General features: G+C 45.9%; 21 protein-coding genes. 17 read left to right on the top strand and 4 right to left on the bottom strand.

The genetic code is table 11. The features are described 5' to 3' along the window. Positions 1 to 77: helix-turn-helix domain-containing protein (locus EAE93_RS16200; RefSeq protein ID WP_214040141.1), on the bottom strand; the 77-nt coding region annotated here is incomplete at its 3' end. A 437-nt stretch (positions 78 to 514) separates the two neighbouring features. Between EAE93_RS16200 and EAE93_RS16205 the strand changes: the two genes are divergently transcribed. From EAE93_RS16205 to EAE93_RS16220, 4 genes are all read left to right on the top strand, one after another. After that, positions 515 to 979, top strand: a complete 465-nt coding sequence (locus tag EAE93_RS16205) for an antitoxin PaaA2 family protein (RefSeq protein ID WP_036813788.1) — start codon at positions 515 to 517, stop codon at positions 977 to 979. 17 nt (positions 980 to 996) lie between these two features. Further along, entirely contained in the window at positions 997 to 1,305 is a 309-nt protein-coding gene (locus tag EAE93_RS16210; protein WP_036813791.1) for a type II toxin-antitoxin system RelE/ParE family toxin, read from the top strand. A gap of 877 nt (positions 1,306 to 2,182) precedes the next feature. Next, the gene (locus tag EAE93_RS16215) at positions 2,183 to 3,397 is read left to right on the top strand and encodes an RCC1 domain-containing protein (protein ID WP_214040100.1); all 1,215 of its coding nucleotides are present in this window, start codon (positions 2,183 to 2,185) and stop codon (positions 3,395 to 3,397) included. Between the two features lie 81 nt (positions 3,398 to 3,478). Beyond that, positions 3,479 to 4,789, top strand: coding sequence for an RCC1 domain-containing protein (locus tag EAE93_RS16220; RefSeq protein WP_214040101.1), 1,311 nt, complete (start codon positions 3,479 to 3,481; stop codon positions 4,787 to 4,789). Positions 4,790 to 5,364: 575 nt separating this feature from the next. Here the strand turns inward: EAE93_RS16220 and EAE93_RS16225 are convergent. From EAE93_RS16225 to recG, 3 genes are all read right to left on the bottom strand, one after another. Further along, positions 5,365 to 5,625, bottom strand: a complete 261-nt coding sequence (locus EAE93_RS16225; protein ID WP_046395291.1) for a hypothetical protein — start codon at positions 5,623 to 5,625, stop codon at positions 5,365 to 5,367. A gap of 96 nt (positions 5,626 to 5,721) precedes the next feature. After that, positions 5,722 to 6,000, bottom strand: coding sequence for a hypothetical protein (locus EAE93_RS16230; protein WP_214040102.1), 279 nt, complete (start codon positions 5,998 to 6,000; stop codon positions 5,722 to 5,724). Positions 6,001 to 6,655: 655 nt separating this feature from the next. After that, complete coding sequence (gene recG, locus EAE93_RS16235; protein WP_214040103.1) at positions 6,656 to 8,737, bottom strand: ATP-dependent DNA helicase RecG; 2,082 nt, start codon at positions 8,735 to 8,737, stop codon at positions 6,656 to 6,658. Between the two features lie 441 nt (positions 8,738 to 9,178). Here recG and EAE93_RS16240 point away from each other — a divergent pair, with 441 nt between their 5' ends. From EAE93_RS16240 to EAE93_RS16300, 13 genes are all read left to right on the top strand, one after another. Continuing rightward, the gene (locus tag EAE93_RS16240) at positions 9,179 to 9,745 is read left to right on the top strand and encodes a tyrosine-type DNA invertase (protein WP_036778403.1); all 567 of its coding nucleotides are present in this window, start codon (positions 9,179 to 9,181) and stop codon (positions 9,743 to 9,745) included. 426 nt (positions 9,746 to 10,171) lie between these two features. Further along, entirely contained in the window at positions 10,172 to 10,798 is a 627-nt protein-coding gene (locus tag EAE93_RS16245) for a fimbrial protein (protein WP_046395295.1), read from the top strand. A gap of 117 nt (positions 10,799 to 10,915) precedes the next feature. Continuing rightward, positions 10,916 to 11,659, top strand: coding sequence for a fimbrial biogenesis chaperone (locus EAE93_RS16250; protein ID WP_214040104.1), 744 nt, complete (start codon positions 10,916 to 10,918; stop codon positions 11,657 to 11,659). After that, positions 11,628 to 12,263, top strand: coding sequence for a fimbrial protein (locus EAE93_RS16255; RefSeq protein WP_332009205.1), 636 nt, complete (start codon positions 11,628 to 11,630; stop codon positions 12,261 to 12,263). Before EAE93_RS16250 ends, EAE93_RS16255 begins: the two co-directional genes overlap by 32 nt. Positions 12,264 to 12,325: 62 nt before the next feature. Then, positions 12,326 to 13,015, top strand: a complete 690-nt coding sequence (locus EAE93_RS16260; RefSeq protein WP_214040105.1) for a fimbrial protein — start codon at positions 12,326 to 12,328, stop codon at positions 13,013 to 13,015. 163 nt (positions 13,016 to 13,178) lie between these two features. Beyond that, positions 13,179 to 13,757 carry a fimbrial protein gene (locus EAE93_RS16265; RefSeq protein WP_214040106.1) on the top strand — a complete coding sequence of 193 codons (579 nt, stop codon included), beginning with the start codon at positions 13,179 to 13,181 and terminating at the stop codon, positions 13,755 to 13,757. Between the two features lie 56 nt (positions 13,758 to 13,813). Beyond that, complete coding sequence (locus EAE93_RS16270; protein ID WP_250151059.1) at positions 13,814 to 14,551, top strand: fimbrial biogenesis chaperone; 738 nt, start codon at positions 13,814 to 13,816, stop codon at positions 14,549 to 14,551. A gap of 28 nt (positions 14,552 to 14,579) precedes the next feature. Continuing rightward, entirely contained in the window at positions 14,580 to 15,374 is a 795-nt protein-coding gene (locus EAE93_RS16275; protein WP_036813816.1) for a fimbrial biogenesis chaperone, read from the top strand. After that, positions 15,334 to 15,501: a hypothetical protein gene (locus tag EAE93_RS16280; protein WP_214040107.1), complete on the top strand. Its 168-nt coding sequence runs from the start codon at positions 15,334 to 15,336 to the stop codon at positions 15,499 to 15,501. Before EAE93_RS16275 ends, EAE93_RS16280 begins: the two co-directional genes overlap by 41 nt. Positions 15,502 to 15,519: 18 nt before the next feature. Beyond that, positions 15,520 to 18,255 (top strand): fimbria/pilus outer membrane usher protein, encoded by a 2,736-nt coding sequence (locus tag EAE93_RS16285; protein ID WP_250151060.1) that lies wholly within the window; start codon positions 15,520 to 15,522, stop codon positions 18,253 to 18,255. A gap of 119 nt (positions 18,256 to 18,374) precedes the next feature. Further along, positions 18,375 to 19,724, top strand: coding sequence for a hypothetical protein (locus tag EAE93_RS16290; RefSeq protein WP_214040109.1), 1,350 nt, complete (start codon positions 18,375 to 18,377; stop codon positions 19,722 to 19,724). A 131-nt stretch (positions 19,725 to 19,855) separates the two neighbouring features. Then, positions 19,856 to 20,347: a CaiF/GrlA family transcriptional regulator gene (locus EAE93_RS16295; protein ID WP_036813822.1), complete on the top strand. Its 492-nt coding sequence runs from the start codon at positions 19,856 to 19,858 to the stop codon at positions 20,345 to 20,347. A 96-nt stretch (positions 20,348 to 20,443) separates the two neighbouring features. Continuing rightward, the gene (locus EAE93_RS16300; protein WP_214040110.1) at positions 20,444 to 20,830 is read left to right on the top strand and encodes a hypothetical protein; all 387 of its coding nucleotides are present in this window, start codon (positions 20,444 to 20,446) and stop codon (positions 20,828 to 20,830) included. Positions 20,831 to 20,835 lie beyond the last annotated feature (5 nt).

The raw sequence follows: 20,835 nt of genomic DNA on the forward strand, positions 1-20,835 counted from the left end.
ACCGCACCGAACTGAGCATTGAGATAATCAGCCTGTTCGGGTGTCGGGTAAATGCGGACTTTGGTGGCTCTTAACATCATCAGCGCTCATCGGGATAGTTTATGTATTTTAACCGCTTTTTTTGGCCATGTCCCCCCCAAGCTGCCAGTGAACGTGATGGTTAATAACCTGAAAGCCCTGCGGGCTTTTCGCCTTATATCACCTCCCGCATTGGGCGAGGGTTTACGGCGGATTTTGCTAAAATGGCTCGAATAGCTATTATGGTTAAAAATGCATGGAGCTACCAGTAATCAAAATAGCCAACCGCCAACCAAGATGATTTTTGGACCCCGCTCGTCAAGTGAGAGCATTTCTGGCGGGAAAGTCTGGGGAGGTGGTGTTCTGCTCCGTTTGGTGAACGGAGCTTAATGTCCATTAAATGTTGTCCAACCTTTTTTGTCTAGGTGATTGCGCATTTACTAGGAAACATGCACAATCAACCCTGTTACTTTCATCACCCTATAAGGAGTGAATCATGAAAAGCATGACCATTGAGCAGCTACGCGCCGCAAGCGATTCCGGCGGCGTGGAAGGTGTGACCCTGAAAGGGCAGGGCGGAACCTTCCTTGTGCAGATCGCAACCCGCAGCGGTGTCGCCGCTTTGCTGGCGAAGGCCCGCAGCCAGGAGCCGCGCCGTTTCGGCAACCCCATTGCCGCCCTGAACGTGTTGCGCGACGTAGGCATCACCATCGGCCAGTTCGACGCCAGTGAGTGGAACCCGGACGAGAAAGAAGAAACCGCTGGCAATCGTGGCCGGGCCGAGGCAATGCGTAAGGCCCACCAAGCCGCCGCCTACTCGGAGTGGCTGGCCGCCGAGATTCAGGATGCTATCGACGACCCGCGCCCGAATCTTTCACACGATGAGGTTATGGCCGAGATGGACGCTGATATTGCCGCCTTGGCCGCCGAACACAAGCCTGCCAAAAGGAAGCGCGCTTGAGCGCGGCTGGCTGATTTATGGCGAAAGCAAAGACCCCTTACCGCATCGAGTGGCGACCGAAGGCCCGCGAGGATTTGCGCGCCATTGTTCGATACATAGGCAAAGACAACCCGACCAGGGCGCGCAGCTTCGGTCAGGAGCTACGCGACAAGACTTTGCCGCTTGCGCAGCACCCGGAGCTTGGCCGCACCGGGCGGCCCGGCCTGCCGGATTATGTGCGCGAGCTGGTCGCGCATCGGAACTACATTATTTTTTATCGCGTGCTGGACGAGGCGCGCACCGTCGAAATTTTGCGAGTGAAACACGCGACGCAGCAAACGCCGTGACATGGTGACAGCGGATCTCCCAGCAGGAGATGGAGAGCGTAAAAAAGCGCCCCAGACTTTTTTATGCTCTCAATTAAAAGGGGTAGTGGCCGGGTAGCTGCGATAACTGCCAACAAATGCAGGGCTGGCGTAGCCCCGCATTTACTATTGCTTAATGCTTTAAGATGACCAGCGACATTTCGTCACACAGACGATATCCGCAGCTTTTAACTTGCTCTTTGCTACCGTTGTCACTGACTTTGTAATATTGTCCGTGAATCATAATCGTCTAATAGATCATTCTGAATGTCGATAATGAATGGGTATTGCTCTCTCGATTTAGTTAATCTATTAAGTATTATTTTGTTATTGCAGACCATTAACCAATGGCTGAGAAAAATATAATAATTCAACCTATGGAATATTCACTTTAAATTTTATCACTCCCGCTCTCTACGAAATAGTTTTTAATGTAAATCCTAAAGAAAAAAAGTAATTCATTTCTTTATAAATAGAAAATATATTGCGCCCCTTTTGGTGATTTTTATTCTTTGCTTTTACAGATAATACTTAGTAGATTAAGTTACATGTATGCGTATTAATAAAAGTAGCAATAAGGATGTACATTCCCCCTAAATTCTGTTGCCCAAGTCTCATAATTTTAATTTTTACGCTTTATCGATAAAAAATAATCTAAAACCAACTACCAAAAAATCAATTTAGTATTAACCTATAATTGTCAGTCGATAATTTTTTTCTATTATCTTCTTCATCAAAGAATAGTTAGTACTAAATTGCAGTAGAAATTCAGCTTAACCCGCAAGGGATAGGTTTTATGGCATAGATTCCCCTGTGGGTAAGAAGGTTAATCCGATATCACCATCATTAGGAGAATAATATGAATCAAAATAACGAGCCATCACCAAGCATGGATGCCGAAGGTAATCCTATCAAGCAATATTGGCAACCGGACAGGAGTAGCGCCTCTGAGAATAATACTTCTATCGCTTCTACCAGAGGGGCAACCGCCATGTTATTACCAAGTGGCAGAGTGATAGCTTGGGGAAATGACCCTAGTAGTCAAATCCCGCCCGATATTGCCGAATTGCAGGATATCGTTAGTCTAAGTGCAACCGATGACGCTTTCGCTGCTCTGCGGAAAAACCGTAGTGTGGTTGCCTGGGGAAATGAAAACGAAGGTAATGGTGGTGAAATTCCGCCAGAAATTGCCCAATTACAGGATATTATCAGTTTAAAGGCAACAGGTTCTGCTTTCGTGGCCCTTCGGGCAAACGGTAGCATAGTTGCCTGGGGAGATGAATTTTATGGCGGTAAAATACCTGATGAAATTGCCCAATTGCAGGATATTACCAGCCTGAGTTCAACAATAAGCGCATTTACTGCCCTGCGGGCAAATCGCAGCGTGGTCGCTTGGGGAATTAAAAATTGGGGCGGTCAAGTTCCGCCAGAAATAGCTAAATTGCAGGATATTGTCAGTATCAGTGCAATAGTTTCTGCTTTCGCAGCTCTACGGTCGAACCGCAGTGTTGTCGCTTGGGGGTTCAAGAACTCAGGTACTCAAATCCCGCCAGAAATAGCTCAATTGCGGGATATTGTCAGTCTAAGCGCCACAAATTTTGCTTTTGCAGCCCTACGGGCAAATCACAGTGTTGTTGCTTGGGGCGACCAATCTTCGGGTGGCAGTATTCCGCCGGAAATTGCCCAATTACAGGATATCGTCAGTCTGTGTACAACATCGAGCGCTTTCGCGGCCCTGCGGGCAAACCGTAGTGTGGTCGTCTGGGGAGGTGATGATATCAAAACCCCACCAGAAATTGCCGCATTGCAGGATATTGTCAGTATCAGCGCGACAGAAACCGCATTTGCAGCTCTACGGATGGACGGCAGTGTAGTCGCTTGGGGATATGGCAATTATTCAGACAATGATCACGGTAATCAAGGCAATCAAGTCCCACTTGGGATAGCTCGGTTACGAGATATCGTTAGCCTAAGCGCATCAAGAAACTCATTTACAGTATTGAGAGCTGATGGTCAGAGAGTTGGTTGGGGATCGGCTAATGATAATAAATTGCATAATGAATATGACAATTAATTAATCCATTAAGCAGAGGTTTTACGGTACAGACTCCCTGTGAGTAAGGTAAATCCGATATAACCTTATTAGGATAATAATATGAAACAAAATAACGAGTTCTCATCAAACAACCTATTCCCGCAATCTGGGATTGGAATACATAGTAACTCTGACAACAAGATCTCCATCGCTTCTACTTACGACTCAACTGCTATGTTATTACAAAATGGCAGTGTGATCGCTTGGGGGAGACGCCGTGTACCGCCAGAAATTGCCAAATTACGGGATATCGTCAACCTGAGTGCAACAAATTATGCATTCTCTGGCCTGCGGGCAGACCGTAGCGTGGTCGCTTGGGGAAATTCGTGGTATGGCGGCCAAGTTCCGGATAATATTGCCCGATTACAGGATATCGTCAGCCTAAGTGCAACAAATAGTACTTTCGCTGCTCTACGGGCAAACCGTAGCGTGGTCGCTTATGGCGGCCAAGTTCCGGATGATATTGTCCGATTACAGGATGTAGTCAGCCTAAGCGCAACAGATGGTGCTTTCGCTGCTCTACGGGCGAACGGTAGCGTGGTTGTTTGGGGAAATCAGGACTATGGCGGCCAAGTCCCATCTAAAATTGCCCAATTACAGGATATTATCAGTCTGAGTTCAATAGGTAATACTTTCATTGCCCGGCGAGCAAACTTCCGTGTAGTCACATGGGGTAGCTATCCTATGCCCCCTGAAATTGCAAAATGGCAAGATATTGTCAGCATAAGTGCAAACAATCTCGCGTCCGCAGCTCTGCGTGCGAACGGTAGCGTGGTTGCTTGGGGAGATGAACGTTATGGCGGCTATGGCGGCTATGGCCGCCAAGTTCCTCCAGAGATTGCCACATTACGGGATATTGTCAATATAAGTGCAGGAAAGAGGGCATTTGCTGCCTTGCGAGCAGACCGTAGCGTAGTTGCCTGGGGGGATAGTAGCTCAGGAGGTGTAATTCCACCCGAAATTGCCGCATTAAAGGATATCATCAGCCTACATTCAGCAATAGGCTCATATAATATAGGAAGCTCATTCACAGCTCTACGGGCAGACCGCAGCGTGGTCTCCTGGGGTAATATCAGTGTTCCACCCGAAATCGCCAAATTAAAGGATATTGTTAGCCTGAGTGCAGCAAAGGATGCTTTCGCTGCCCTACGGGCGAACGGTAGCGTGGTTACTTGGGGATACCAAATGGGTGATTATAATGAAAAAATCCCTGGCTCTAACGTCCAGGTTCCTCCCGGAATAGCCCGATTACAAGATATCGTTAGCCTAAGTGCATCAAAAAATGTATTCGCAGCTTTACGGAGGAATGGTCAGATGGTGGCCTGGAATACTAATAACGATAATATAGTACACAGTGAATATGATGATTAATCCACTGTCATTATAAATGACTAAAAAACCTAAAACCAAGGCTGAGCTATAATACCTCAGTTCAGCCTATCGTTTATTCCATTTGAAATATTAGTTCTCCCATCCTGTTATTACCAAAATAACTCACTTTTTTATAAACAGAAAATATATTACGATTCTCTTGATGATTTTTATTTTTTGCTTTATGGTTAATGCTTAGTAAATTAAGTTACATGTTTGCGTATTAATAAGAGTAGCAATAAAGATGTACATCCCCCCTAAATTCTGTTGCTCAAATCTCATAATTTTAACTTTTACTCATTATCGATAAAAATAATCTAAAACCAACCACCAAAAAACAATTTAATATTAACCTATAGGTATCAGGCGATAATTTTTTCTATTATCTTATTCATCAAATATTGGGACTAAGCACCTAGTCTGGAAATATCTTTATCAATCAAGCATAAAAGAAGCATTAGGGGCAAAAGTAGCAAACCGTTGAGTATAAATAGTTCAGGAATGGAGGTTCCATTCCTGATTATGGTGATTTAATTTTGTCTAACATTCAATTAAATCGGATGACAAGTTCTTATTTATTTCTCTTGATGAGATATATTGGTGCCGCTATCTTGTACATAATCATCAAAAATAATAATAAAACTGTTATGAGAAGCAGAATATGATTTCTCAATACCTCTCTGTATGACTGACAATATAAAACCATGCGTATCGGATAGATCCCACACATTTACATCTTCACAATCAAGGGCTAAATATTCCTCTCTACTTTCCTCTCCACATTTATTAACCGAAACTTTAACCGGTTCAGTTGAGAGGTTTTTAACATAAATCATAAATCCTCCACTATATCAATAATGAATATTTTCCATTAAATTAAAAGGCATGCGAACAAAAATTAAATTAAAAAAACTAGTGCGATAATAAATTTTTTAGGCAGATGGTATCGAATATAAAGAGTCTATCCGGCTACCGTTATTTACAACTGAGTTATCATAAATAATTATGTAGCCGTTTAATCTTACTGAATATAACAATGTAACACTATCTTTTCGTGCTACTGACATTAAAAAACCGCGCTGATCTGATCTATTCCATTGAGCCACCTCTCCTTTATTAATTTCAATATATTCGTCATTACCTTCGTCACTACTCCATTTGCTAATTGCGACTTTAACCATATTATCTGAAAGACTTTTGACATAAATCATATTAAACTCTCCATTATATCAACGTAGATTTATTTAGTTCTAATTTAAAAACATCCTAATATGTACCATAACGAAATATAAGTATAGATAAGAAAACCAATAAAACTACTATTATTTGCGTGACCTCCATCAAGGTTTTATACTTCGAAAAGAAAATATTTAAAATTAAATTCATTGAGTTAATAGGAATATTTACTATTTAAACTTAGTAATTCAATGTTACATTAATTAAAATTTCCTATCATAGATTTATATCTATTCCCATTTTAACCTTTGAGCATAACGTTGCGCTGATACCGCACACACCATCAACTGAATTTGATAAAAAATGGCGAAACCGCCTGTTACCCCAGTTAGCTGGTAAAAGGCTTCGGATGGTGACACGTCGTATCAATTAACCCGAGGTATTAGATTCGATTTTTTAAGAAAATAATAAAAAACCATTTATATTTTGTGGGGATATGTTGTAACGCTGGTGCCAATTTAGAAATAATCGTAGTTCTATTTTGCATTCCTTTGGAAATAATACATTAACAATTAAACGGAATAATTAAAAGAAAGCTCTATAGCAGAGCATCTTAATTATTGGATAAAACCAGATATCTGTATTTTTGACAGCGTTGAGAAACAAAAAAACGCTCCAATATATCCTCAATCACGCATTACCATAATGTGTCCGTTCTGGTAGCCAGCGTTCAATCAAGGCACGGGCATGTTCAGGATAATGCTGGTGGAGATGGCGGGCAATACGCTGAACTTCCGGCAACATTCCCTGATCTCTTAGCAAATCAGCCACCTTAAATTCCGCATTCCCAGTTTGGCGTGTTCCTAATAGCTCCCCCGGACCACGAATTTCCAGATCTTTCTGCGCGATAACAAAACCATCATTACTGTCTCTAAGCACTTGCAGACGTATTCTGGCAGTACTACTCAGCGGCGTTTTGTAAAGTAAAACACAATGAGAAGCGATAGCCCCACGGCCAACTCGTCCACGTAATTGATGAAGTTGCGCCAAGCCGAGCCGTTCCGGGTTATCAATAACCATCAAACTGGCATTTGGCACATCCACGCCCACTTCAATAACCGTTGTTGCAACCAAAAGCTGTAGTTCTCCACGCTTGAAAGCCTCCATCACTGCCTGCTTTTCTGCGGCTTTCATGCGGCCATGCACCAGCCCGACTTTCAGTTCCGGTAAAGCAAGAGTAAGTTCTTCACTGGTGGCTTGCGCGGCTTGAGCTTCCAGCACATCGGAATCTTCAATTAGCGTACAGACCCAATAGACTTGTCTATTTTCATCAAGGCAGGCGTTTCTGATCCGTTTGATAATCTCTTCGCGGCGTGTATCCGGGATAGCAACGGTCGTCACCGGCGTTCTCCCCGGTGGTAATTCATCAATAATAGAAGTATCGAGATCCGCATAAGCGGTCATGGCTAAGGTGCGGGGAATCGGGGTGGCCGTCATAATCAATTGGTGAGGATGAAAACCCTGCTCACGTCCTTTTTCCCACAAAGCCAGACGTTGATGAACGCCAAACCGATGTTGCTCATCAATAATCACCAGCGCCAGACCGGAAAACTTCACCTGTTCCTGAAACATGGCATGGGTACCGACAATCATGGCGACTTGGCCGTTGGCAATGGCTTCTTGTTGCTTCTGACGCGCTTTCCCCTTTTGCTTACCCGCCAGCCAGCCGACCTGAATACCCAACGGTTCCAGCCATTGCCGAAAGGTATTAGCGTGTTGTTCTGCCAGTAGTTCAGTCGGCGCCATCAAGGCGACCTGTTTACCATGCGCAATGGCACGCAACGCAGCCAATGCGGCAACCAGCGTTTTTCCTGAACCTACATCGCCCTGAATCAGTCGCATCATGGGAACATCTTTTGCCAGATCCTGTTCAATTTCCGAGACAACCCGTTGTTGCGCATGAGTTGGAGAAAATGGCAGGCGATTAAGGAATTGCGGTTTTAACTTGTCCTCAGTCGGCAGCGACTGAGCGTGATAGCGTTGTACGCCGGCTCTGACGGCTAGCATACTCAAATGGTGAGCTAAAAGTTCTTCCAGAACCAGACGGCGATAAGCGGGATGTTTGCCGGTTTCCAGATCCGCCAGAGCAATATCCGGTGTCGGGCGGTGCAAAGTATGCAGTGCTTGCGGCAGACTAATCATGGAGCGGCTAAGTTCTTCCGGCAGGAGTTCATTGATTGCACAGGTGTCCAGCAATTTCAGCGCTTGATCAATGAGATTACGCAGCGTCGCCTGACGAACACCTTCTGTTGTCGGGTAAATGGGGGTTAATGTCTCTTGAAGCTGTACATTTCCAGTACGATTTTGAATCTTATACTCAGGATGAATAATTTCGGCGCCCTGACTGCCTCTTCTGATTTCACCATAGACAACAACCTGTTTCCCTTTCGCCAGATTGTTTCTCATTGCCGCCGAAAAGTTAAAAAAGCGCAGCGTGAGCACGCCGGTGCCATCACTCATTTTGCAGATCAGGGTTCGGCGACGACTAACAGTAACATCGGTACGCAGGATTTCACCTGCGACGGTGGCGGAAATACCCGGCAAAAGATCATTAATAGTATAAAGGCGTGTCTGGTCTTCATAACGCAGCGGGAAATGCAGCAGAAGATCCTGCAAATTAACCAGCCCTATTTTTGCTAATTTGGCGGCCTGACTTGCCCCGACGCCACGCAGGGAAGTCAGAGGGATGGCATCAAGCAATGGGCCTCTCATAAGGTTTCTTTTATCTCCGTTAATTGCATGGCATTCCATCAGGTTTTACAGGTCACGGCCTGATCCTGTTTACCAGCCATAATAATACAGGCGAGTTTAATGTAATCAATGGAATATTTTCCTCGGTAACTGGTTGAAAACCATATCAATACCTTTAAGAGTAAGCCGCTATAACGAAAAAGACGATTTGTAACGACAGGTTCTTGTAGCCTGTTTTGAATAATCTGTCCTGTCGGTCAAATGTAAACTAACGTGCTTGCGAGGTGAAAAAATAATCAAAAAAGGTGTTTAAATTTTGCCCCATATCTGTATAACCTCTTGTAGCCTCGGTGAACAATAGGCCATCGTTTTGGGTAGCGGTGTCTATTTTATCCTAGCTTATATCTGCTCTAAGCGGGATATCGCCGGGTTGTGCTATCAATATATTTTGGAGAAATAATCATGGGCCAAAGAAAATATCTGACTCAATCAGAAGTAGAAAGCATGTTGGAAATGGCGAAAGTGGGGCCTAATCCAGAACGAAATTACTGTCTGGTTTATATGAGCTATATCCACGGTTTTCGTGTTAGCGAAGCCAGGCATTTGCGGTTATCTGACATGGAGTTAAAAGAAAAATGCCTATATATCAGGCGATTAAAAGGCGGATTTTGTACTAATCATCCCCTTTTGCAGCGTGAAGTTAAGGCGATTAAGGCATGGCTTAAAGTGCGCAAAACTTTTCAGGGCGCTGATAGTGATTGGTTATTTCTATCGCGTTGTGGGAAACCACTGACTCGCCAGCGCATCTATCAGATTATCAACCAGTTAGGGCAACGGGCGAATATCGCGGTAGAGCCTCATCCACATATGTTGCGTCATGCCTGCGGTTTTGCCCTTGCAGATCGAGGAATCGATACCCGGCTAATACAAGACTATCTTGGACATAAAAACATTCGCCATACGGTACGTTATACCGCGAGTAATGTTGAGCGTTTTCAAGGAGTTTGGGGTGTAAAAGGTAGGCGTTAAGGTACGACAGTTAGGACCATTTTGACTATCGAAACACGATCGCCTAGAAATTGTACTAAAAGTTTTCTAATAAAAAAAGAGATAGATTTGTATATATTTGTAAAACTCAATAACCCTACCACAGAAACATTCCAATAATCCACTCTTTTTATTACAACATGCAAAAACATTGCCCTTTTGTTGTCACTTTAGCAAAATTTTTGTTTTTAATTTTAGGATAGGTAAAGATGATATCCTTAAAATTTGCGAAATAATCGCATATTAACTCTGTATGGTGCTGTTTTTATACAGAAAAATAGCTATGTTTCGATAGTCAAAATGGTCCTAATTGACAAATTTTTGTACAGCTAGATGCCTCTGTTTATCAAAACATGATGCGCGAGCTTGAATCAGACTTTAGTTAGGTAGTTAAAAGAGATTAATGAAATGAAAAAGATATTAAAGATAAGCGTCGTGGCGGCGTTGGTTATGGGGGCAGCTTCGGCAGCTTTGGCAGATGGGGAGGAAAATAAAGGGGGGCATAATGCCACAGTAACTGTTACTGGTACTGTCTCAGATGTGACATGTGACATTACCAGTGGTGTAAAAAACGGTGATGTGAGTTTGGGTAACCATAAGCCAGGTGAATTCAAGCCTGGTGAGGGTAAATTTGTGGGCATGCATGTTGTTAATGGATATGAAACTTTTACTGTTGGTGTCAGTGGCTGTGATGGTACTGTTACGGCAAAAAAATCGCTTAAGCTGTTGGTGTCAGGGACTACGATAGGAGCAAGCACTGACATATTTAATGATGGTCAGGGTAATGCGGAAGGGCAAACTCCAAATGCGGGTGTTGCATTAACCTATAAGGTTGATGGTTCTGCTGATGGAACGGAAGAGCTTTTTAAGAAAGACAGCCGTATCGTATTAGCTTCATCAAGTGATAAAACTCCTAAAGCGGCAGATTTTAATAACAAGTCTGTGGTCTTTAAAGCTTATATGGCGTCAACGACTGATAAACCATCTCCTCAGCACATTCATGCCCCTCTTACTTTTTCCATAGCGTATGAATGATTATTGATTCAATAACCAGCCTGAGGAGCCTTTCTTCAGGCTTCTTTGATTGCAAATTCTGGATGATTGAAACGGTGCTTTATAAACCGCTATTGGCTGAGTGAAAAGAGAAAAATGATGATCAATAAACTCCGACTTCCCAACATCATAGTAAAAAGCCTTGTATTGGGCGCATTTTTGTTCGCGTCACAAAGTCAGGCCGAAGGCGGGTTTGGCATCGATGCTACACGCATTATTTTCTTACAGGATAAAGCTGCAACAACAGTCTCAGTACGCAATACAACAACCAATATCCCTTACTTGGTGACAACTAAGATTACTCGCACCGTTGACGGCAAGGGTAAAGCGCCTTTTTACGTCTCTCCTCCTTTATTCCGTTTGGACCCTAAAGGAACCAATGTTCTGCGCATCTTAGGCGATACCAGTAAGCTGCCGACTGATCGGGAGAGCGTCTTTTATTTTAATGCCTCTGCTATTCCCGGTAGTAATAATCCTCCGGGCCAGCGTTCTGAAAGCGCACAAATTGGCGGCGGGATAACTTATGCCATCGGCAATACCATCAAACTATTTTATCGGCCAACGGGATTGGTGGGTACGCCAGAGCAGGCATACAAAGCCCTGCGCTTTACCCATGCTTCCGGGGGCGTTCAAGTTAGCAACAATTCGCCTTATCACATCAGCTTTACCCAGATCAAAGTTGATGGCGTGCCGGTGAAGTTTTCTGAAAGCCATCCACAAATGCTGGCGCCTTTCAGTAGCCATGTTTATCCCGCTCAAAATAATCAGAATAAAAAGAAAGTGGAATGGGCGGTGATCAGCGATCTCGGCGGTGGAGAGAACTTCAATGGTGAAATTCAGTAAAGCCGGTATCTCAAGGGTTCAGCGTCTACGCAGGTACCTAAATTACATCGGCGTGGGTGGAGTTCTGTGGCTCTCTTCTGGCCCCTTGTGGGCGGAGAATTCCGCCATCGTCACATTTAAGGCCGATATTGCCTACGGGACGTGTGATATCGCTGTGGATAACAACAATATCGATCTGGGCAAAGTGCAATTTGCCAGCCTGGTATCAGGGAGCGCCTACGGGGAAACCAATCTCACTCTGAGGAATTGCTCAGATGTGATCGATGCAAACAGGGTTGCTCCTGCGATTACCATTACCGGAGAGCATTTTGGTACAAATGATAAGACGCTGTTTCGTAGTCAAAACACCGAGGCTCCAGTTTCAAAGGCGGTGGGCGTCACGGTGCGCTTGAAGAAGCTTAATGGAACGGAATGGTCCTCAAATATAGCGGATAGTGAACCATTTTATCTGGCGGATAAAGGCACAGTCATAAATGCTCAAACTCCTTCTGTGCCGGTGAGGTTTTCACTGGTATGCGCCCCGGCAACAGGGGAGACGGTAATGGTCTGTAAAAAGCCAGGAAAAATCTATGCCAACGTGAATTTTACATTTGATTATCGTTAAGTTTGCTGCGCGATTCATTAAACAGAATAGCTGTAAACGAGAGAGTTTTAAGGTGAACCAAAGTGACAAGGCGAGAAAAAAACAGAGTGAGTGACCAACCCGCTTTTCTGAATAATGGCGGCTGTTCGATGTTGCGTATGGTGATACTCCGCCTTTGTTGCGGGATGTTAGTTTTGTTGTGTCTGGCAGGCGGCGTCATGGCTGAATCTGAAGATTCTAAAGCCCCTCCACCGACGAAATCGAGTGGGATAAACGTAGATCTGCTCATAACTGTTGTGCCTGAACCTTGTGACGTAGGGATCAGTGGTAGTGATATCAATGGTTCGGAGTTGAATTTCGGCTCGCTGCCAGCGGCGGAGTTCAGTCAGGCAGGGCATATATCAAGCCCCAGAAGATTTAATCTGGAATTAACCCATTGTGGTGATCCGGATGCTGCACCGTACGGACCCGCTATCACCGTGTCAGGAAACACCATCGACGCTGAACAAGGTTCAATATTCCGTGATCCTGTCTCTGGTTCCGATGATAACGCCTCTGAGGGGTTGGGGTTTATTGTTCATTTAGGAGATGAAGGGAAAATAGGTTGGGGTAATTTGGTAGTAAATAATCGTGAGAATCCTCTCAATTTGTTATTTGAGGATGGTCGTGCACAGCTTCAGGTGACGGCAGCGGTTGCGCGTGGAAAAGATATTAAGGTTATTCGACCTGGCTCATTAATTGCGCGAGTCGCGTTTACCTACTCTTATCCCTGAGATGCGGTTGATCACAGATGATAAAAATGGGAACCAATGAGGGGAAGAGAGTTAGATGAAAGCGAAAAATAACACTCTTATAAAGCGTGAGTTAATAACATGTCACAGCAGAACGAAATATTCGTTACTCATCATGGTGCTGATTGGATGGATCATCGGTTGCGTGGCTTTGTCGGTTCAGGCGGATGGTAAGAATAATATTGAGATCACAATTAAAGGCAATCTGTTACGTCCGACCTGTGCGTTGAGTGTAAACGGCAAGTATGGCGGCGATGCTGGTATTTATGCCGGTCTCATGCCTCAGGTCTATGCGAGTCAACTTAGAAATAGCAAATATGTGGAAAGTTCAGCCTTAGATTTGGAATTTCAACTCAGTCACTGTAGTCCAGGCCAATCGCCAGCTTTGTATATATGGAGTATGAATGATAACAACTCAGGTGATTCGGAACTGTTCATGCCAGCAGATGGTGGTACTACCAAGGGAGTGGGGATTAGGTTACAGGATCTTGGCAACCAGCAGTTTGTAGAGGTGAAACCTAGCAATAAGCCGTTTCAGGTGTCGTTACCGTTGGTAAAAGATGGAGTAACGAGGACATTCAGGGCTTATGTGGGGGGGAGGGGCGACAAAAATAATCCAGTAACGTGCAAAACTGAGAGTAACGAGGCCAATATCAATATGTTATGCGGAGGAACTGCGAATGTGCGGATACATTTTGAGTTTTCGTATGAACACTTGAAGTAGATAACGTTATCAGCCGGGTGTATTTGAGGAATAGTGTCTGAAATGAAGTGGGATATATGAAAAAGCTGATAGTTATGGGGATGCTGGGGATATGGGCGGTTATGGCGTCGTCGTCAGCCCATGCGGGCCTTATGTTGAGGAAGACACGCATTATTTATCAGCAGGGTGACAAGGTGCAAAGCATCTCACTGCAAAATTCAGGTGAAGAGGTCTATCTGGTACAAGCTGCCGTGACGCCGTGGGATAACTCAAATACCCGCTCATCGGAGTTTACGGTGCTGCCCCCGTTGTTCCGTATGGAGGGCAATAGCTTGAATGTGATGCGCCTTGTACGTACCGGTGGTGATTTCCCAGCTGATCGTGAGTCTCTGTTTCGTTTTCGGATTAATGCGATTCCGGCGAAGAAAACAACTGATGAGAGCAAGGAAAATAGCAACGGCAAACAAGATGAGATTGGCGCGTCGCTATCTATCTCGCTAGGTATGAATATTAAACTTATCTACCGCCCGGATAAGCTGCCGATGACGCCGGAACAGGCCCGTGGTCGGCTGACGTTTACACGAACGGGCAATAGTGTCGTAGTGACCAATCCAACACCGTATTACCAAACCTTTGCCCAACTGAAACTCGACGGCAAGGCGGTAGATTTTGATAAAGCCCCGTCAATATTGGCGCCTTTCGGTCAGACGACTTTTCCCTTGGCTGGCAAGGTTGGCGGTAAGGTGGAATGGTCGATGATCACCGATATTGGCGGGGTGAGTAAGCTACAGAGCGGTACGTTACAGGCTGGCTAACTATATTTTGAGATTGGAAGAGCATCACATGGCGGAGCGTAAGGTTTCAATCAAGCAGAGAGTGACGTCTGTGTTATGCGCTCTGGCAATGATATCACCGGTTTTGCCACTGAGGGCGGAAGAGAGTCTGGACGGGGTGTTATATATCAATGACGCCCGGGTGATTTACCTTGAATCATTTAACAATGGCGTCCCTTCGACATTCATTAATAACAGCGACAGCAACTATCTAATTCAGTCAACGGTACGGGAATTGGACCCTGCCACCGGTTTACCATTGGATGCTAAGGCGCCATTTATCGTGATTCCGCCTATTGCCAAGGTGGATGCTCATGAACGGCAGGTGCTGAAAATCCTGCGTACCGGCGGAGATTTTCCGAAGGATCGAGAATCTCTGTTCTTTCTGAATGTGCGTATGTTGCCTTCTGAGAAACCGTCATCGGCATCTAAGGGTTTCTCCGGCAAGGTGAAAATGACGGCGGCTCTGGCGGTGAAGGTGTTCTATCGTCCTGAGGGGTTGCCAAAAGAGGGAGTGGCCGGTGCGGTGAGACAATTAAGCGCGTCAGTAAAAGAGAGTGTTGTGACGCTGACTAATCCGTCGCCGTTTTGGATAACGTTGCAGGCTTTACAGGTGAATTCGTTTGCCGTACCGGATCAGGATTTATTTAGGATGGTGCCGCCATTTGGTCAGCAGAGCTGGTCACTGCCGGTGGGCAAAATGTCCCTGGGTAATAATGTCACGGTATCGTGGCGTGCTATTGGTGAGTTTGGGTTAAGCACCGATGAAGAGAGTCGATCTATTGCTGTGTCTGGCAGTGGTTAATAGCAATGTCGTGGTTAATAACAATGTTGTGATTAATAACAATGCCGTGGTTAATAACGATGTCGTGGTTAATAACAATATTGCAGATACCGACAGAGTAGATATTAAGTTGAATATATTTAAATAAGAGATGGCGATTTTAACAATGAAAATGTTAATTCCGGTGATAAGCTGCCGTTTAGAGCGACCGCCTATTTATCATCGTGTAAATCAAAATATTTCTATTTCTCTGGTGCTATCAAAGTGTCCGGTGAAATTGCGCCTTTCTCTGGTTTTCTGTCGGATGGTGCTGGCGTTTGTGACTGGATGGAGTGCTCAGGCGATAGGACGCGACTATTTTGACCCGGCCTTATTGGACTTTGGTTCGAATTCAGGGCAAACGGTGGATTTATCACAGTTTGAAACCGCCGGAGGTCAGGCGCCTGGGACTTATCGTGTTGACATTTACGTGAATGGCACTTTTTTTGATTCACGGGATATTACGTTCCAGCGTCATGGCGACAGCGAGCTGGTCCCGGTATTGACGCCAGATTTGTTAGATATGGCCGGTGTCAATATCAGCGACACACCGGCACTGAAAACCTTGCCGGTGGATAAGCCGATAGGGAGTCCGTTAGGTAAATTGATTCCTCAGGCTACGGCCCGCCTGAACTTTTCCCAGATGCGGTTAAATTTGAGTATACCCCAAATAGCGATGAAGCCTTCAACCAATGGTCAGGTTGACCCGAAATTATGGCAAGAGGGTATCCCGGCTTTTATATTGAACTACAGCGTTAATGGCAGTCAGAATCAGCGCTCGCAATTTGGTAATAAACAGACTAATCAGAGCCTGTTCGGTAGCTTCAATTCTGGATTGAATCTCGGGGCCTGGCGTCTTCGTAACACGGCGACCTATTCTTATAGTACCCAAACTTATAACCGGTATGACTCACTCAATGACGCCATGAAAAAAACCACCCAATCCCGGCAACGGTGGAACTTCCTGCAAACCTATTTGCAGCGGGATGTGGTGGCGTTACGCAGTGATCTGACGATAGGGGATACTTCGACCGGCAGTGTGGCGGGGCAGGTATTTGATGGTTTCCCCTATCGTGGGATTGGGCTGGCCACCAGCGATTCGATGATACCGGGTAGGCAGAGTGGTTTTGCTCCGATTATCAGTGGGATAGCTAAATCTAACGCGCAGGTGACGGTGACACAGAACGGTAGTGTGATTTATCAAACCAATGTCGCGCCAGGTCCATTTCGGATCACAGATTTGGTGGGTAGCAGTACCGGCGGGGATTTACAGGTGACGATCACCGAGGCTGATGGTACCCATCATGGTTTCAGTCAAGCTTATTCTAGCCTGCCGATGATGTTGCGGCAGGGGCAATTCAAGTACGAAGCGGCGGTAGGGCGCTATCACACCAGTGGGTATAGTAGCGGCGGGCGTAAGCCGGTGTTTGGCATGGTTTCAATGATTTATGGTCTGCCCGCCAACGTCACATTATATGGTGGGGGGTTGGTAGCGCAATCGTACCAGTCCGCGGCGCTGGGGACCGGGCTTTCCCTTGGTATGATGGGGGCGTTATCTGCGGATATCACCACTTCTCGGGCGCGGTTGAAGAATATGGCTGACATTCAGCGCGGAGAATCTTACCGGGCGAAGTATTCGAAAAGTATGCTGACCTCTGGCACGACGGTGGATTTAACCGCGTACCGCTATTCAACCCGTAATTACCTCAGTTTTTCCGATGTCAATACCCAAGGTTACAGTGTTTGGGGGGAGCTTCCCTCTTGGATGTCTCAGCGACGTCGTAGCAGCTGGCAAATGAGATTGAGCCAGTCATTGCCGGGTAACTACTCCCTGTGGCTCAGTGGTCAGCGGGATAACTACTGGGGCAGTTCTAAAACTAACACCACCCTGTCGATGGGATTGAATGGTTCTTTCTACCGTGTGGGCTGGGGGCTTAATTACAGCATCGATCGCATACGCGGCAATGGCGATTGGCCTGAGAACCGGCAAGTTTCGTTGAACGTCAACATTCCTCTGAGTCTGTTTGGCTCCTATGCGGCGCTGAACAATGCGTATGCCAACTATAGCTTATTCCACGATAGCACGGGGCGCGGCAGTAACCAGCTAGGTATGGGCGGTTCATTGCTGGATGACAATAGTCTGTCCTGGAGTGTCTCGCAAAGTCAGGCGAATAAAGGGCAGGGAAACAGCGGGTCAGTATCAATGGGATACAGTGGTTCCCTTGGGCAGGCCAGCTTGGGATACAACTACGATTCATCGGGCGGGCGGGGTGTGAACTACGGGGTTAGTGGTGGATTGATCGCCCATCAGCATGGCGTCACGTTGGCGTCGCGTATTGGTGATGCCGCGGTATTAGTGCGGACATCGGGGGTTGGCGGTATTCGTGTGATGAACTCCAACTCGATTACGACTAATCACTGGGGATATGCGGTGGTGCCTTATGCCCAGACGTACAGCCGAAATAGTATCAGTTTAGATCCGTCATCGCTGCCGGAAGGGGCTGACATGGCACAAGGCAGCAAGAACGTATTCCCGACCAAAGGGGCGGTTGTGATGGTGGATTACCCTGTACGTATCGGGCAGCAATTGCTGATGAATTTGCTCTATCACGGTAAGCCGGTACCGTTTGGGGCAATGGCGGGGCTTAAAGGGGATACAGCAACAAATCTGGCGGCGATCGTCGGGGAAGGAGGACAAGTGTACCTGAGTGGTATGCCCCCTAGTGGGGTACTCAAAGTGAAGTGGGGCAGTGCGCCGGACAGTCAGTGCGAGGTGGTGTTTAACCTGGGGCCGCCGCCGGTAAAAGCGAAGCAAGATAAGAGCTGGAGTCCCATGAGGCAATTGAACGAAACCTGCCGTTAAGATGGCAAGGTTAACATGAGGTGGTGCACAGAACCTGATGTGAATAACCATCGTTATTAGAGGAAGAGGAACCGCTGAAAGGTGGATGTAATCTGGCCGGGATGGGGGGAGATCAACGAATGAAAATTTCTAATATGGCAACTGGGAAGTTACTCCCGGTTGGGCAGCCGATGAATACGAAGAAGACGTTTATTAACAAGATAAAACAGGATATTGGTCGGATGGTGGTTCGTTGCCGTGAATGGCCGATATGGATGGCAATGATATGCCTATTCGTGGGTATTTTTTCTTCTCCCTCAGTGTTTGCCGATCAGTCCCGAAATTGGAATGCTGATGTAGCTTTGAAAGCTTTGGGGCCTGAGCGGATGGTAAAACGGAGTGATGGAGTCATCAATTACCCGGCAGCGGGTAAAGCGACCTTAGATCTGTTTCAAATTCATAGTATGAGGGATATGGAGCATGGTACCACTTCATATGATCAGAGAAATCTGAATCAGGTCCGGTTCCAGCTCAGAGCACGTGGGGAAATTTTTAAAGTCCCGAAAGTGGTCTCAGGCAGTTACGAATGTACAATTATAGCCAAAACTAAATATTCTAGATGGATTAAAGATAATGATCCACATATACAGGGAACAGGCATTCAACACCTTACGGTAAATCTTGATAAGCCATACCCTAATGAAAATCTTTCCGACTCAGTACAGATCAAGCCGGAAAATCCTAATAGTGAAGCTGATGATGATCTTGTACATACAAGAATAAGTGACCTCTATTTTGACGTGTCTTGTCGTGGGGTAAATTTTTCATGGCAGCGAAGCCCTGATGAAAAAGTCGAATTTGATAGTGACGATAACTCACCAATTTTGAGTGTCTTAATTAATGGCGAGGAGCTTATGTCGTGGTCCAAACCAAGTCTTCCACCCATCAAAGACCCGGTAACAGTACTGGACCCGCCGGTTTGTGGTTTAGATGCAGGTCCCTCTACCTCTCATGGGGGGCTAGTACTGATGGGAGAGGTTCTCCGGTCGCCCGGGCCATATCCGGCACAGCTCCCAACAGGTGCATTCAGCGGGATTGAGGGATCTCTTCCTATGAACATTACATGCACTGTAAGCGATAAGAATAGTGCCGGCGGAGTGGCCACTTTGCAGTTTTCCGCCCCACAGCTAGCTGATAATAATGAAAGTATCGTAGTGCCTGGCTTCGATGACGCGTTGAGGATAAAAGTGACTCCGAACAAGATAGGTGGGAATACTAAGCTGGCGGCGTCAAACGCGATGGGTAGGCCAGTAAAATTTGGTCCTCCAACTAACCCGGCTGATGTTCTGTACTTTACTGTGGGTGATACGCCAAACACCTATTTATCTGAAAACCAATTCTTTGTGCAACTTTGGCAAGCAAAGGCGTTAGACCCTGGTACTTTTGGTGAATTTCAGGCCACTATGAACGCAACGTTAGTCGTACGATAACGCCTACGATGGCAGGGTATTTAAATATGGCATGGTGGCTTAGCCGCCTAAGTGCTTCATCTCAATAAATCACACTATTTCATTTCTCATGTGGTAACCGATCGACCAGTTAGTCACCAGGGGAGAGTAAAATGACAATCAATGTTAATGATTCAATGGCGCTTCAAATGAGCGGCAGTCAGGCTGATTTGCCCGGAAATCAGACTATTACTGGCAAGCAGAGTAATCATGGGACTTTTCGTCTGCCTGTCTGCTTGTCTCATTTGAATGATACACCGTTGTACATGGCGGTCGCGTATTGGGGGTTATTGAAGGGGCGAGGATTTACCAAAAGTGAAATCAGTCAGGTGTTTCGGGTGTCGGAACGCCGGGCAAGGGATGTGATGAATTATATCTACAATGAGCGGAGTGATGTGATTTCCTGTGAAAAAGTCTTTTTTCGTGAAAAACATGGGAGTCGGCGTCTGATGCTGATTGTTACGGCGGTCGCTAAACCTATGCCTCAGAGGAGCCAGACACTGGCGACAAAAACGGTGAAGTCGGCGCATTCCCGGACATCATCACAGATTAATCATATGCGTAGTTGGTTTTTGCAACGCGCTTGCGGTCCGTTTATTTCTTAACGGTTCGTTTTATTTCAGGGGTATGACACAGGTGGCTGTCTGGCGGGATATGGTGGAGGATGAGTTTTTATCGATTCTATGGGTGATGCCTTATGGATGCTGATAAGCCGAGTGGTATTGGTTATCAGCATCGTATTGTTCACTGTCTGTGGGCTGTTATTGGGTAACAAAGTTCGCCACTCCCGGTATCCCCGTATGCTGCTAGCGTATTGGTGCCGGGCATGGATTTTGCCGCTATTGTTTATTGCAATTGGGTTGGTGTTAATGTTTGGCGTGGAGGGTGAGGGGTGGTTAGGTCGCATACTGGATGAGGTTGATTCCGTATTGATGGGCCTATTCCTTGAGCATCGGAATGACGCGCCGTCGGCTCTGTATCCGGCGCAGTCATCGACAGTGGTCTCTTGTGGGGCGGCGGTGGATAGCGCTGTTGGCTATTCACCGGCTGATCCGCACGGGTTGCCCGGAGTTGAAAAGAATAATTAAAACCA

Origin of the sequence: Photorhabdus akhurstii (genome assembly GCF_018448925.1) — a bacterium.
In the GTDB taxonomy this organism is placed as follows: Bacteria; Pseudomonadota; Gammaproteobacteria; order Enterobacterales; family Enterobacteriaceae; genus Photorhabdus; species Photorhabdus akhurstii.